The organism is Paenibacillus sp. FSL H3-0469, from assembly GCF_038051945.1.
In the GTDB taxonomy this organism is placed as follows: Bacteria; Bacillota; Bacilli; order Paenibacillales; family Paenibacillaceae; genus Paenibacillus_AQ.
Genome location: NZ_CP150302.1, coordinates 4,652,448 through 4,667,004, shown reverse-complemented (window position 1 = coordinate 4,667,004; position 14,557 = coordinate 4,652,448). Strand labels below are relative to the sequence as shown.

General features: G+C 52.0%; 14 protein-coding genes, 1 tRNA gene and 1 riboswitch. Of the genes, 2 read left to right on the top strand and 13 right to left on the bottom strand.

Annotated elements, in window-relative coordinates; translation table 11 throughout:
• Window positions 1-33: 33 nt before the first annotated feature.
• Both gap and NSS83_RS20670 read right to left on the bottom strand, forming a co-directional pair.
• A complete protein-coding gene (gap, locus tag NSS83_RS20675; protein WP_036690087.1) occupies window positions 34-1,044 on the bottom strand; it encodes a type I glyceraldehyde-3-phosphate dehydrogenase in 1,011 nt (336 codons plus the stop codon).
• A gap of 116 nt (window positions 1,045-1,160) precedes the next feature.
• A complete protein-coding gene (locus NSS83_RS20670; RefSeq protein ID WP_036726264.1) occupies window positions 1,161-2,213 on the bottom strand; it encodes a sugar-binding domain-containing protein in 1,053 nt (350 codons plus the stop codon).
• Between the two features lie 292 nt (window positions 2,214-2,505).
• Between NSS83_RS20670 and NSS83_RS20665 the strand changes: the two genes are divergently transcribed.
• Both NSS83_RS20665 and clpP read left to right on the top strand, forming a co-directional pair.
• A tRNA-Arg gene (locus NSS83_RS20665) sits at window positions 2,506-2,580 on the top strand.
• 193 nt (window positions 2,581-2,773) lie between these two features.
• A complete protein-coding gene (gene clpP, locus NSS83_RS20660; protein WP_036690083.1) occupies window positions 2,774-3,370 on the top strand; it encodes an ATP-dependent Clp endopeptidase proteolytic subunit ClpP in 597 nt (198 codons plus the stop codon).
• 75 nt (window positions 3,371-3,445) lie between these two features.
• Here the strand turns inward: clpP and NSS83_RS20655 are convergent, their stop codons facing one another.
• The 11 genes from NSS83_RS20655 to thiC all read right to left on the bottom strand — a co-directional run bounded on the left by NSS83_RS20655 (window position 3,446) and on the right by thiC (window position 14,270).
• Complete coding sequence (locus NSS83_RS20655) at window positions 3,446-4,084, bottom strand: GDSL-type esterase/lipase family protein (RefSeq protein ID WP_341183084.1); 639 nt, start codon at window positions 4,082-4,084, stop codon at window positions 3,446-3,448.
• Between the two features lie 154 nt (window positions 4,085-4,238).
• A complete protein-coding gene (locus NSS83_RS20650; RefSeq protein ID WP_341346370.1) occupies window positions 4,239-5,342 on the bottom strand; it encodes a DUF4163 domain-containing protein in 1,104 nt (367 codons plus the stop codon).
• 273 nt (window positions 5,343-5,615) lie between these two features.
• The gene (locus tag NSS83_RS20645; RefSeq protein ID WP_341346369.1) at window positions 5,616-6,371 is read right to left on the bottom strand and encodes an SIMPL domain-containing protein; all 756 of its coding nucleotides are present in this window, start codon (window positions 6,369-6,371) and stop codon (window positions 5,616-5,618) included.
• A 148-nt stretch (window positions 6,372-6,519) separates the two neighbouring features.
• Window positions 6,520-6,789: an HPr family phosphocarrier protein gene (locus NSS83_RS20640; protein WP_036690075.1), complete on the bottom strand. Its 270-nt coding sequence runs from the start codon at window positions 6,787-6,789 to the stop codon at window positions 6,520-6,522.
• A gap of 97 nt (window positions 6,790-6,886) precedes the next feature.
• Window positions 6,887-7,816, bottom strand: a complete 930-nt coding sequence (gene whiA / locus NSS83_RS20635) for a DNA-binding protein WhiA (protein ID WP_036690073.1) — start codon at window positions 7,814-7,816, stop codon at window positions 6,887-6,889.
• Window positions 7,817-7,834: 18 nt separating this feature from the next.
• Window positions 7,835-8,776 carry a YvcK family protein gene (locus NSS83_RS20630; RefSeq protein WP_200869550.1) on the bottom strand — a complete coding sequence of 314 codons (942 nt, stop codon included), beginning with the start codon at window positions 8,774-8,776 and terminating at the stop codon, window positions 7,835-7,837.
• A gap of 57 nt (window positions 8,777-8,833) precedes the next feature.
• Window positions 8,834-9,733: an RNase adapter RapZ gene (gene rapZ, locus NSS83_RS20625; RefSeq protein ID WP_341183087.1), complete on the bottom strand. Its 900-nt coding sequence runs from the start codon at window positions 9,731-9,733 to the stop codon at window positions 8,834-8,836.
• A 45-nt stretch (window positions 9,734-9,778) separates the two neighbouring features.
• Entirely contained in the window at window positions 9,779-10,729 is a 951-nt protein-coding gene (locus tag NSS83_RS20620; protein WP_036690067.1) for an ROK family glucokinase, read from the bottom strand.
• A gap of 172 nt (window positions 10,730-10,901) precedes the next feature.
• The gene (locus NSS83_RS20615; protein WP_341346368.1) at window positions 10,902-12,164 is read right to left on the bottom strand and encodes a DUF438 domain-containing protein; all 1,263 of its coding nucleotides are present in this window, start codon (window positions 12,162-12,164) and stop codon (window positions 10,902-10,904) included.
• 14 nt (window positions 12,165-12,178) lie between these two features.
• Window positions 12,179-12,406, bottom strand: coding sequence for a DUF1858 domain-containing protein (locus tag NSS83_RS20610; protein WP_341183089.1), 228 nt, complete (start codon window positions 12,404-12,406; stop codon window positions 12,179-12,181).
• A 163-nt stretch (window positions 12,407-12,569) separates the two neighbouring features.
• Window positions 12,570-14,270: a phosphomethylpyrimidine synthase ThiC gene (gene thiC / locus NSS83_RS20605; RefSeq protein ID WP_341346367.1), complete on the bottom strand. Its 1,701-nt coding sequence runs from the start codon at window positions 14,268-14,270 to the stop codon at window positions 12,570-12,572.
• 152 nt (window positions 14,271-14,422) lie between these two features.
• Window positions 14,423-14,529, bottom strand: a riboswitch (TPP riboswitch).
• Window positions 14,530-14,557 lie beyond the last annotated feature (28 nt).

Genomic DNA, 14,557 nt, shown 5'->3' with positions numbered 1-14,557 from the left:
CCGCTCTATTGTACTGCTTATATGAAATCGGTCTTATTTAGCAAGCTTAGCGAATTTCTCCAAAGTACGAACCAGCTGTGCAGTGTAGGACATTTCATTGTCATACCAAGCAACAGTTTTAACCAGCTGTTTGTCGCCAACAGTCAGTACTTTAGTCTGAGTTGCATCGAACAGGGAACCGAAAGTCATACCCTTGATGTCAGAAGATACGATTTCATCTTCAGTGTAGCCGTAAGTTTCTGGGTCAGAAGCTTCTTTCATGGCTGCATTGATTTCTTCAACGGTTACGCTCTTATCCAGAACAGTAACCAGCTCAGTCAGGGAACCTGTAGCTACAGGCACACGTTGTGCTGCACCGTCAAGTTTGCCCTTCAGTTCTGGAATAACCAGGCCGATGGCTTTAGCTGCACCGGTAGTGTTAGGGATGATGTTCTCAGCAGCAGCGCGGGCGCGTCTGAAGTCGCCTTTTGCGTGTGGAGCATCAAGAGTATTCTGGTCACCTGTGTAAGCGTGGATAGTAGTCATCAGGCCTTCGATGATACCGAACTTGTCGTTCAGAACTTTGGCCATAGGAGCCAGGCAGTTCGTTGTGCAAGATGCACCGGAGATTACTGTTTCGGAACCGTCAAGGATGTCATCGTTAACGTTGTACACAACAGTTTTCATGTCGCCTGTAGCAGGAGCGGAAATAACTACTTTCTTAGCTCCGCCTTTCAGGTGCTTCTCAGCAGCTTCTTTAGTTGTGAAGAAACCAGTACATTCCAGAACGATATCAACGCCAAGCTCTCCCCAAGGAAGCTCTTCAGGGTTGCGGTTCGCCAGAACCTTAACATCTTTACCGTTAACTTTGAAGAAGCCGTCATGCACTTCAACATCGCCTTGGAATTTACCTTGAGTTGTATCATATTTAAGCAAATGAGCAAGCATCTTAGCGTCAGTCAAGTCATTGATTGCTACCACTTCGATACCTTCTACATTTTGAATACGGCGGAATGCAAGGCGTCCAATACGTCCAAAACCGTTAATACCAACTTTTACACTCATTGAATAGTTCCTCCTAGAGTTCGTTTTATTTATTCAAGACAGGCCGTGAGGCTCGTCAAGACAACAATGTTAAGTATAATGCATAAACCCTTTGCGCGCGCCCCATTTAATGGAATCTATAGGGCCTTTTGTAGCTGTGTGTCGATTTCCTTGCCGATTTCAACAGCCGCCGCCTCGTCGATCACGAGAATATCCTCTTGCCCGAACCGCAGCATCGCATGAATGGCCTTAGCCTTGCGTTTGCCGCCGGCAATACCGATAACGACTTCCGTACGGATAATGTCTTCCAGGCGCAGCCCCATGGTCCGCATCGTATGAACCACTTCGCCATTCTCATTGAAATAGTATCCGAATGACTCGGCTACGGCTCCCTCGCTCTGAATCTCTGAGATCGTCCCGGAGTCCAGCTTGCGGCGGTGGGTCATTTCAATGGCGTCGCCTATTCCATGTACAATAATACGCGATCTGCGGATAATTTGTACAATCTCTCCAATATTGGAGTCCTGCGCAAGCGACTCATATGCGTCTCCGCTAAGCAGATCGGGCACATGCAGCAGACGGTAATTGGCGCCAATCCGTTTGGCCATGGTTGAAGCAATGGTGTTGGCCTGTATCTCCATGCTCTCTCCCAGTCCTCCACGCGCCGGAACAACCCAGGCGTTCTTATAGGAAAGGGATAGCGGCGGGGTCAGCTGATCGGCCATCTCGGCCAGTGTTGATCCGCCTGTGACGGCAATCGTATCGTCACTGCGCAGTACGCTGAGCAGTGCCTTGGAGCCTGCGCGCCCCAGCTCACGCTTGGTGAACGGCGATGTCTCACAATCGCCAGGTACCACAATTACTTTGGTGAGACCGTACGTTGTACGAATTTTCTCTTCCAGATCATCCAGGCCGAATAGGCTCTTGGCGACCGGCTCCAGCAGGTCAAGCAGTCTGCGACCGGCATCGCTAATGCGCATACCGACGCTCTCGATCTCAATGAGCCCCTGCGATTTCAGAAGATCCGTCTCGGCGCGCAGCACCCGCTCGGTCATATCAAGCGATGCGGCTAACGTCCTGCGCCCAATAATATCGGACAGCATGATCTGATGTAGAATCGTATACCGTCTCTTAAGGGTTTCCATGAGATCAGGCAGAAGCTGCTTTTGGATTTCCAATAGATTACGCATGCTTTCACTCCTGCAACTTCGTCTTTCTCTTATCCCTTGTTCGTGGTCTCAAAATGTCCCGGGTTAACTTTTTAAGTCCCACCCATATTCTACCCAAAACTGACGCCAAGTGCAAGTGTTCCGAGACTATAATTCTCAGCCCGCTTTCATCTTATACATGGGCTTGTTCGGCAGCCCACTGGCAGGAGGCGCATTTCCGGCTCTATTAATGGAGGCAGAGAAAACTATTTTTGCGCAGGATGCCTAATACGCATTGCTTTTATCCGAGAAGTATATTATAATAATTTCTGTTGCGCCCGTGGTCCAATGGATATGACGTAGGCCTCCGAAGCCTGAGATCCAAGTTCGATTCTTGGCGGGCGCGCCATTATTTTCAAGATTGTACATAATTTAGTACCGATTATATTATATTTAACCAATGAGCCGCTTGAGGGCTCTTTTTTTTGAAAGTAAGTTTGACTTTCTTTGACTTTTTGTTTGAATTTGTTTATCATGTGGTTAATACGGTAACAGTAAAAAATGAACACATTCGAAGCACCAATTTCAAGGAGGTTTTCCACGTGAGTTATATTCCTATGGTAGTAGAACAGAGCAACCGCGGTGAGCGCGCTTATGACATCTATTCCCGCCTGCTGAAGGACCGCATCATTTTCCTTGGAACGGAGGTTAATGACGTGGTAGCCAATTCGATCATCGCACAAATGCTCTTCCTGGCTGCCGAGGACCCGGATAAGGATATTCACCTGTATGTGAACAGCCCAGGCGGTTCCATTACAGCGGGTATGGCAATCTTCGATACAATGCAATACATTAAACCGGATGTATCCACCATCTGTGTAGGTATGGCCGCTTCCATGGGAGCGTTCCTGCTGAACGCCGGTGCCAAGGGCAAGCGCTTCGCCCTGCCGAACAGTGAAATCATGATTCACCAGCCGCTAGGCGGTGCCCAGGGCCAGGCTTCAGATATCGAGATCCGCGCCCGCCGCATCATCAAGCTGCGTGAGAAGCTGAACCGCATCTTGTCCGAGCGTACAGGCCAGCCGCTGGAGAAGATCGAGAAGGATACCGACCGCGACTACTTCATGAGCGCTGCAGACGCTGCCGAATACGGCATCGTCGACAAGGTAATTGAGAAGACCCTGCCGACAGGCGTATAAGTAAGCTGCTCCAATGCATACACGAAGAGGCTGTAACAGACCGGTCCGGTCATGTTACAGCCTCTTTCTTCATGCCTACCTCAAGCCTCCGTACCCCAGGGCATCAAGCTTGCCAGCAATTACGCGGTAGCCTCTGCCGTTCGGGTGAATATGGTCCAGGAACAGCAGCCCCCGCTCATTACCGGCAAATTCATGATATATCGAAGCAAACCCAACATTATTACTGCTGTAGCCTGCGGCATAGCGGTTGAACTCCCGCACCCAATCTGTTGCTTCATCCACCTGGGGATATGGGTTATAAAGGCCGACCACCCGGAGGATATAGGGGCTGCGGGAACCTGCTTTGAGCTGTGTCAGGCTACCCATGATGTCGCTGTAGTTACGCTTGCAATCCCTAAGCGCCTGCTGCAGCAAGCCCTGGAATTCACCGGGCCGGGGCCCGGCTGCCCGGGCTGCCTTAATCAAGTCATTGCCGCCAATCGACAGCGTAATGATCTGCGCATCCTTCACCGCTGTCCGGTAGACATTGGAGCTCCTCAGCCGTTGCTTCAGCCCCCCGGTGGTCAGACCGTTGACACCAAGATTGGCCGGCACCACCGGCGTGCCCAGCCTCCCTTCCGCAATCCGCCGGTAGACGGGGACGAAGCCGTTACCGGGCAGTGCCCCGAAGCCGGTTGTAAGTGAATCCCCGATTGCTGTATAAGCATAGACCATAACCTTTTCCTCCCCGTTATAAGCTGCTTGCCTTCTATAGCTTATGACTATCCGGGTGAAGTGGTAACGGCAGGGCAGGCTGATTAGGCCCTGCACATGAAGAATGCCCCTGCATCTCCCGGAGGAGGCACAAGGGCATTCTTATGAAGATCTATTATTTAAGCGCTGCGAACGGACTGCTTCCGTCCGGCAGGAGTTCCTTGAAGCTGAAGGTGAATTCCGGGAAGCCTTCAGCATATGCCGTGTAATCGTACAACTGGAAGAAGAGCACGGCTTTACCTTCTTTTAAATAGAAATACTTCTCCGTATTCAGACCATTGAACCCGCCCAGATAGCCTCCGTTAGCCTTAAGCTCCTTGGTCAGCTTGGCATTGAGCTGCTTCTTGTAATTGGGATTGGCCCCGAACAAATCGCCCAGCAGCAGACGCTTGCCGTCTTTGAGCGAGAAGGTGAACGCATTGCGGTAAGTCATCCCGTGAGCACCGCCGGTATATTCGTACTGATTAGTCACCAGACTGAGTACGCCATCCTGATTATAAGTGACTACATAGCCGCCTTCAAATTCGTACGGCCGGTCATCCTTCGCTTTATTGTTGATCTGATCTTCAGCGCTTTTCGCAAAGCTCAAGACAGTCTGCTTAATCGTATCATTGATTGCCTTCTCTGCCTCTGCACTTGCCAAGCCGCTGACCTGCGGATAATCCAGCCGGACAGGCGCATCCTTATGATCCTTCACATAGCTCACAGTCTTGATGGTGATCGCATTCTGCGTTCTTTTCGTCAGATTCAGCTGACCTGCTGCCGTGTTCCCGTCCACCTTATAGCCCAGGTAATCGTTAATCAGTTGGGAGGGAACGTACAGCCGGTTGTTCAGTTGTTTGCCCTGATATTCGCCGATATAATAGTTGTTCACACTAATCATAATGCCGTAATCCATGTTCGCCAACTTCATTTGCGCAGCACCGCTACCAATCGTATAGGTCTTCACTGCTTTATCATAAGAGAGCGGCATCCCCAGCGCATCGCGCAGGAAGGTTACCGGAACCCATACCTTTCCTTCCTGGAGAAGCCCTGTCTGGGCTGTACTTTTACCGTTAACCTTCAGCACTACCGAGGAGGATTTGGCTTTGACCTGAGCGGCTGCCGGAGCAGCCTCAGTAATGCCCGCTTGGAGTATTCCTGTTCCACCCAGCAGGATTCCGGCTGCGAGCATTCCTGCCCCCCATCTGCGAATGTATTTCTGTGAGTTCATATTCATTGTAATTTCTCCTTCCACCTGGTGGTATGTTTATTCATGATGTGTGTTCCTCGTTATCACTGTTCCTATTATAGTAAAAGAACGTGCCGGGGTTGTTACAATCCGCTTTACAGTTTCTTAAGGTTTGCCATGATTATCTAAAGATCCTGTTACCTCAATTTAAACAAATTGAGAGCTTTCGATAGCGCATGTGTGCATATATATACATCCATATAGTCATATAAAAGCGCCTGCTCCGCTACAACAGCAGAGCAAGCGCCTCATGCGAAACGTTTATTTCAGTTCATACGTTACATTTAATTGGGTAGTGACTTTGACCTGACCGGGTTCAACAGAGCTGCCGGCATTGTTATCCATGGACATCTTCTGCATAGAGGCCGCTTCAGCGTAGACCACCGGATGATTGCCGTCATCGCTCTGAATCACCGTAACCACCTGGCCCACTCCTCGTTTCGCCGCTTTGGCTATGGCTGCTGCTTTGACGTCTGCATTCTGCATAGCCTTCTCGATCACCTGTGCTTCGAAGGCAGAGGGATCTTCAATGGCAAACCGCACATTGCCGATGTTGTTCGCCCCGGCCGCAGAGGCTGCGTCCAAAAGTTGCCCAACCTTCGTCAGATCACGGTACGATACCTCCAGAGTGTGCTGGGCATTATAGCCTTTGACCTTCTGGCCGTCCTTCTCCGTGTAGGTGTAATTAGGCTGTACGTTGAACTGGCTGCTCTGGATGTCTTTGTCGGCTATCCCCCAAGTGCTTTTGAACAATGCCGTCAGCTTGGAGATTTTCGCCGCTGTACCCTTCTGTGCCTCCTGTGCAGTATCCGCTGTAGTGCTCACCCCGATGGAGAGATAAGCGATATCCGGCTTAATCGACAGCTCACCTTTGCCCACAACGCTCACAATGTTCTTCTGCACCTCGTCGGCGTAAGCCTTTTCAGGTCCCTTCAGCACTCCGCTCAACCCCATTCCTCCAATCATCAAGCTCCCTGCCAGCAATACTGCTCCAATTGATTTACCCCATTTTCTCATGCTTGCCATCCCCTTTCGATTCGTTTAAGTGTTAGTACCCTCTAGACGGGACAGCATGGTAAAAGTTGCATGAGCAATGTACAATATTTATTTTTTATTCCGGTATGAAAAAAAGCCCCTAAGGGCTTTTGGTAAGACCATATTGCATTTATTGATTCTCGAGCTCTTCCTTGCTTACCAGACTGGTCAAAGCGGTTACAGCCTGTTCCGCGTCTGCACCGTCTGCGCTGATATGAATCTCCGTACCGGAACTGATCGCAAGGCTCATAATGCCCATGATACTCTTGGCGTTCACTTTTTTATCGTCTTTTTCCACGAAAATCTCCGACGAAAACTTATTAGCTTCTTGCACAAACAATGCTGCCGGCCGAGCATGGAGCCCCGTCTTCAACCGAACAACTACCGGGTGCTTTGTCATGAAACGCTTACCCCCTATTTGAGATCTGCCCAAAAATTTCACATTAATTTTATAATATTATATCATTATAACGCATACCGCACTAGAAAAAAAATAATCAGCCGCCGCGGACCTTGTCCGCCAGCTCATCAATTTTGCGCAAACGGTGGTTCACACCCGATTTACTGACCGTCCCGCCCAGCATATCTCCGACTTCCTTGAGGTTAATATCGGGGTGAGCCAGTCTGATCTCGGCAACCTCCCGCAGCTTATCCGGCAAACTTTCCAGACCCACCTCGCGCTGCAGCAGCTTGATGTTCTCAATCTGGCGTACTGCCGCACTGATCGTCTTGTTCAGATTGGCCGTTTCGCAGTTCACAATCCGGTTGACCGAGTTGCGCATATCGCGCATGATCCGCACATCCTCGAATTTGAACAGCGCCTGATGAGCGCCGATCAGACTGAGGAACTCGATGATCTTCTCGCCTTCCTTGATGTATAGGATGAAGCCTTTTTTGCGTTCTATGCAGCGGGCATTCAGGTGAAATTCACCAGCCAGCTCAACGAGCGCCTTGCAGTGCTCCTCATACATGGAAGCGATTTCCAAGTGGTACGAAGAGCCCTCCGGGTTATTAACCGAACCGCCGGCCATGAAGGCCCCGCGCAGATAGGCGCGCTTGCAGCAATTCTTGCCGACAATCTCCTCATCAATCCCATCTGTGAAAATAAAGCCTTCAGAGACAATCCGCAGATCCTTCAGGATCTCCTGGACCTGGTTCGGGATTCTTACAATATAGACGTTATTCTTCTTCAAACGCATTTTTTTACGCACGAGCAGCTCGATATGGACCTGGTAATATTTCTTAAGCAAAGAATATACCCGCCTTGCAATCGCGGCGTTCTCCGTCGAAATGTCGAGAACCACCTTTTTGCTCGAAAGCTGCACCGAACCGTTCATTCGGATCAGCGCTGACATTTCCGCTTTCTCGCAGCAGGGCGGGCTCTCGACCATCGTCAGCTCTTTTTTGGTAAGGGCCGCAAAAGACAAGGGGCTCACCTCTTTCATTTAACTCTTTCTGTCAATCCAATCCTTCACCAGCTGGAAAATATGGTGACTGAGCTTATCTGTATCATGCCGCAAATAGGTTTTAAATAATACCAGCTTGTCGGCAATCACCTTATACCCGTTGCCGTCTACAGCCTCACGGTCAAGCTGTACCGGACGGGCGCCCTTCTCGGCGTATTTGATCTGCACCTGCTCCGGGATCTCCCCGTCATTGACGATTACATAATCGAACAGATGCAGCCCGATATGGTCATATACGGCCTGTAGATGGTCATTTACTGTGTAATTATCCGTCTCACCCGGCTGAGTCATTACATTGCATACAAAAATCTTAATGGCCTCTGAAGCCACCACGGCTTCCGCCAGCTTAGGCACCAGCAGATTCGGCAAAATGCTGGTATACAGACTGCCCGGACCAAGCAGAATAGCATCTGCGTTGCGGATGGCCTCCAGCGCCTCCGGCAGCGGCTCTACATCCACAGGCTCCAGGAACACGCGCTTAATGACGCCGCCTGCCTCCGGGATTTTGGACTCTCCGGTAATCAGCGTCCCGTCCGCCATCTCGGCATGCAGGATTACCGCTTCTCCGGCCGCAGGCAGCACCCGGCCGCGAACGGCGAACAGACGGCTCAGCTCCCGGACTGCTGTAACGAAGTCCCCCGAGATATCGGTCAGTGCAGCCAGAATCAGATTGCCCAGGCTATGTCCGGCTAAGCCTTCTCCGCTGCTGAAGCGGTACTTCATAATCTGCGCCATCAGAGGCTCAACGTCAGCCATAGCTGTAAGTACGTTGCGGATATCTCCGGGCGGCGGCATCTGCAGCTCACTGCGCAGAATCCCGGAGCTTCCCCCGTCATCTGCGACAGTTACGATCGCCGTGATATCCAGCGGCTTCTCTTTCAACCCCCGTAGCATTACGGAGAGTCCGGTTCCGCCGCCCATTACGACAATCTTCGGACGCTGTCCTTGTTCTTCAGCCACTAATTATCCCTTCTCTCATCAATGCCGGTCACGTTCGGAGTCCCTATGGCTGACTGCTACCAGCTCCGTCTCGCTAACCCCCAGCATTTTGCCCAGATATTCGGAGATGGCTACCGAACGGTGTTTGCCGCCCGTACAGCCGATACCGATAATAATCTGTGATTTGCCTTCCTTGCGGTATTGCGGAATAAGGAATTGAAGCATATCTAGCAGCTTGGTCAGGAATTCTTGCGTTTCAGGCCATTTCATTACGTAGTCGTACACCTCGTTGTCTTGGCCTGTCTTGGGCCGCAGCTGGTCCACATAATGCGGATTAGGCAAGAAGCGGACGTCGAACACCAAGTCAGCATCAATCGGAATCCCATACTTGAATCCAAAAGAAGTAATGTTAACCGAGAGGGTGCTTTTCCCCAGATGGGAGAAGCGTGACACTATTTTTTCTTTGAGCTGGACCGGCTTCATGCTGCTGGTATCCAGACACAGGGTAGCTGAGTTCTTCAGCTCCTCCAGCATCTGGCGCTCCATGCGGATGCCGTCCAGCGGCATGCCCTTGGGAGCAAGCGGATGATGCCTCCGGCTCTCCTTGTAACGCTGTACAAGCACTGAATCTGTGGCGTCCAGGAAAAGGATCTCACACCCGATCGTTGACTCGTCCTTGATGTAGGCCAAAGACTCCGACAGGGCGGTGAAGAATTCCCGCCCCCTGAGGTCGATGACCAGCGCCACCTTCGCGATTTTACCCTTGGACTGCTCAATCAGCTCTGCGAATTTCGGGATGAGCACAGGCGGAAGATTATCCACGCAGAAGAATCCCAGATCCTCCAGGCTCTGCACGGCAATCGTCTTGCCCGCACCCGACATGCCTGTAATGATAATCAGGGTGGCATGGGCGGGCAGGGTTTGCTCGAGGTCGGTCATTACAGCATCCCTCCCTATGTTTAGTATATGAATAATTCCGGTCTTTTAAGAACGCAGGAGCAGACCTGCCGCACCAATAATACCGGCGTCATTGCCAAGTGCTGCAGGTACAATCGTAACACCGGTCTGCAGAGGGGCTGGTGCCAGCTTAGCGAACACCCGGCGGACTTCATCGAACAGAATATCTCCTGCTTTGGAGACTCCGCCCCCGACGATAAATACTTCAGGGTTCAGAACCGCTGCGACGGAAGCCATCGATTTGCCCAGGTAGAAGGCCGCCCGGTTCACAATCCGCAGCGCAGCCTCATCGCCTGCCTTAGCGGCATCGAATACTTCCTTCGCAGCGATTTTTTCAACGGTAGACAGGGAGGTCCGGTCACCGCGTGCTACAGCATCGTTGGCCATACGGATAATGCCTGTCGCTGAGGAAACGGTTTCCAAACAGCCCATGTTCCCGCAGCCGCACTGGATCGCTTCCAGATCGGGCACCACGGAGATATGTCCCAGCTCACCGGCCAGGCCGGCAAAGCCCTGATACACTTTACCATTAATAATAATACCGCCGCCGACACCCGTGCCGAGCGTATAGCAGACGCAATTCTCTATGCCGCGCCCTGCCCCGCTCCAGGCTTCACCCAGTGCTGCCACGTTGGCATCATTGTCTATTTTGACTGGCTTGTTCAGACGACCCTCCAGAATGGAGCGGATCGGCACATCTCTAAATCCTATGTTGGGCGCAAGGATGATGATACCTTCACGAATATTCGTAAATCCGGCCAGTCCCGCACCCACACCAGCCAGCTGGTCCCAGGAGTACGGAGAGTCCTCCACTATCTGGCGTACATACTTCTCGATATTATCGATGACAGCATCAACGCCATCCGCAGTCCCTGTCGGACCTTCGTAAGTGTGCAGCAGGCTTCCCTCGGCATTACAGATTCCAACCTTAATCGTGGTACCACCTAAATCCACGCCAACGTAGATATGTTCAGACATGTTACAAGCCACCTTTTTCTATGCTAAAATAGTTAATCCTACGTACCCACTATAATAGAAGCCTCCCCTGCGGTCAAGGAAAGGCGATACACCCGGGTCACGGCGTAGCAAAAAGACTCTCAGGCGCCGCTACCCGCGTGAAAGTCCAAATGTTTCTTCTATAATAAATATGCTATTCCGACAAAATCCGCTTCTGGCCCTCAAGGGCACGGATCGGTGCGATATTCTGAGTGAATTCCAGTGTCCCCATATAACGGCCGTCTGCATCCCGCACGGCGAAATAACGGATATAGATGAATTTATCCTTGATGTTGATCCAGAAGTCCTCGGCATCCTTCACCCCGGCCTTGAAGTCAGCCAGCAGCTTCTCCACGACATGCACGCTTTGCGGCGGATGGCAGTTCTGCACCGTGCGGCCGATGACCGCCTTCGTCCGGGCGAAGATCCGTTCCTTGCCATGCGAGAAGTAGCGGACGACATCGTTCTCATCGATAAAGGTGAGATCCACCGGCAGATGATTCATCAGCGTCTCGAGCTGGTGGAGCGAGAGCAGCCCGGTCTCAAACCGGATGAAGCCTTGCGGGGACAGTCCTTCTCCCTCTGCCGCCGGCACCTCTGCACCTTCCGGTTCAGCCGCACGTTCCGGTACCCACACCTGCTCCGGTGCGGCCAGGCAGAAGCCGATCTCATCACTCTCGCGGGCGATCCGGACCCACTCATCCTCAGTCAGCTTATCCAGCGCCATCGGGAGCAGAATATTCTCTTCCTTGAAGATCATCTCGTTGACTTCCTGGATGATCTCCTCCAGCGAGGCGGCAATCTGCTCCGTCTCCCCGTTGAAGCTGCTTAGTACCTTCTTGGCTTCCTTAATCATGCTGCGGATGCCGTCATCAACCCCCCACATCACTTTGGTAGGGCCGTAGATACCGTACTTCTCCAGGTAAGGGAACAGCAGATTCTCCTTGCGGCTGTAGTGCTTGTCGAGATCCAGCAGCAGGCTTAAGTCCTCCAGCAGCTTATAGATGATCTCATCGCTAGCGTTCTTCTTGAACTTATCCTTGTGCAGCGCGAGCCGGAAGTTGACCAGCCGCTCGATCTCCCGGTTCTCCAGCTTGAAGGTGTGCACAGGGTGGCCCGGCTGCTCCTCAGGCTTCGCGGACCGGTGAATCTGCTCAATCGAGCCTTTGAAGATGGCGGTATGCACAGAGCAGAGGCGCTGTACCTCCTCTACCGGAATCCCTTCCTCAGTCATCAGAGAGTGCTCCATGGCGGAGATTTCCGCGACCGTCACATCACCTACCGCCTCTTCAAAACGCGCCTTGACCTCTTCCACACTTTTGCCTGCATGAAGCTCCTTGATGATTTCTCTCAGCATAGCCTGGCGGCGCGTCTGTTCCGGAATATCGACCTCGCGGTTATTAATCAGTTCGCTCATCGTAATCTCCCCTTCTATTCTATAATCTCGAAACCATGCTGCTGAAAGGCCAGCCGAACAGTTTCCAGCTCTATTTTCTTTAATTTCATTCCTTTGGACAGGGTCATGAATCGTCCTGCAGTCTGCAGCATTCCAGGCTTCGCAATATCACGGAACCCCAGCTCCACCATGATCTCAACCACTTCCGGGTGCCTGGTTACCAGCTCAAAGACCGATTCATCCAGCTTCAACGGTTTGCTCATTCTTTTGCACACCTCACTAATGAGAATCCTTCTCAGGTAACAGCTTAGCATAGGGTACGGGGGTGGATTGTGATTGTAATCACTAACTGTAAAAAGACTATCCCCGCAAGCCGCTCAGCTTGGGGGATAGCCTAAGAATATTATGATTCCGCTGTATTAGCAGCTAAGTTACAGTGATTTTCTCCACCCTATGGGAATTACGGATATCATGCGAAATCCGCATGCTGCAGAACTTAGGTCCGCACATCGAACAGAAATGCGCCTGCTTCGCCCCCTCCGCCGGAAGGGTCTCGTCATGATACGCAAGCGCCCTTTCCGGGTCCAGGGAGAGATGGAACTGGTCGCGCCAGCGGAACTCGAACCGCGCCTTGGACAGCGCATTGTCCCGGTCCTGCGCTCCCGGATGCCCCTTGGCGAGGTCTGCGGCATGTGCAGCAATTTTATAGGTAATGACGCCTTCGCGCACATCATTCTTGTCAGGCAGGCCTAAATGCTCCTTTGGGGTAACATAGCACAGCATCGCTGTTCCGAGCCCCCCGATCATCGCTGCTCCGATGGCTGAAGTGATGTGATCATAGCCGGGTGCAATATCTGTAGTCAGCGGCCCGAGCGTATAGAAAGGAGCCTCCCGGCAAATCTCAAGCTGCTTGTCCATATTCTCCTTAATCTTGTGCAGCGGCACATGCCCCGGACCTTCGACCATGACCTGAACATCGTGCTTCCAGGCTAGTAGCGTCAGTTCTCCCAGCGTCTCCAGCTCGGCGAACTGAGCTTCGTCATTGGCATCGGCGATAGAGCCGGGACGCAGGCCATCCCCCAGTGAGAAGGCCACATCATATGTCTTCATAATCTCACATATGTCTTCGAAGTGTGTGTACAGGAAGTTCTCCTGCTGATGGGCCAGGCACCAGGCCGCCATAATCGATCCGCCCCGGGAGACGATACCGGTCATTCTCCGGGCAGTGAGCGGAATATAGCGCCGCAGCACCCCTGCATGAATAGTAAAGTAATCCACCCCCTGCTCTGCCTGTTCAATCAGGGTGTCACGGTAGAGCTCCCAGGTTAAGTTCTCGGCAATGCCGTTCACCTTCTCCAGCGCCTGGTATAAGGGCACTGTACCGACCGGCACAGGAGAATTGCGGATAATCCACTCCCGGGTGGTATGGATCTTGGAGCCGGTGGAGAGATCCATAATGGTGTCAGCCCCCCAGCGGGTTGCCCAGCGCATCTTCTCCACTTCCTCTTCTATAGAAGAAGTGACCGCAGAATTTCCGATGTTCGCATTGATCTTCACCAGGAAGTTACGGCCGATAATCATCGGCTCGCTCTCCGGGTGATTGATATTGGCCGGAATAATAGCACGGCCCGCAGCCACCTCATCCCTTACGAACTCCGGCCGGGTATTCTCACGGATCGCAATATACTCCATTTCCGGTGTGATGCTCCCTTGCCTTGCATAATGCAGCTGGGTCACATTACCGCCTGCATAGGCCCGCCGGGGATTCCTGCTCAGTCCTGGACAAGCTTCCGCAGCTGCCCCTTCTCTGCGGATTCCGTTATCCTCCGGCCGGACCGCCCTTCCGGTGTATTCCTCCGAATCACCACGCTCCGCGATCCAGCTTGAACGGTGCGGCGGCAGCCCTCTCCGAATGTCCGTCTCCTCCGCGGCATCCGTATAAATACCGCTTGTGTCATAGACACGCAGCGGAGCATTCTCCTCTTCCCCGGCAACGCCTTCGGTTCTGCTGAGGCTGATCTCCCGCATCGGAACCCGGATATCCGTGCGTGAGCCCTCCACATACACTTTACGGCTGGCGGGGAATCCGGACAGATCCACCTCGCCGTTCTTCATTATTTCTGGCATTCTAATCTCCTCCTATTGGCTCTAATGAGCTTGTCAGATAAGATTTCACGCAGCAGACTGAGCTGAAGAATCTATAGATTCTTACAAATCAAAAAGCCGCTCCACCTGGAGCGGCTTTATTAAAGGAACAGCCAAATAAGACTGTATTCAAAAAAAGTCCGACTCCACTTTCCTACGCTGGTATAATCCAGATCAGGTTCAAGGGTCCGGAAATTCAATTTTCCCGTCTCAGCCTATTCAGGCTCCCCTAGTGGGTATCTTATCTAATTAAATACATTTTACCTGTG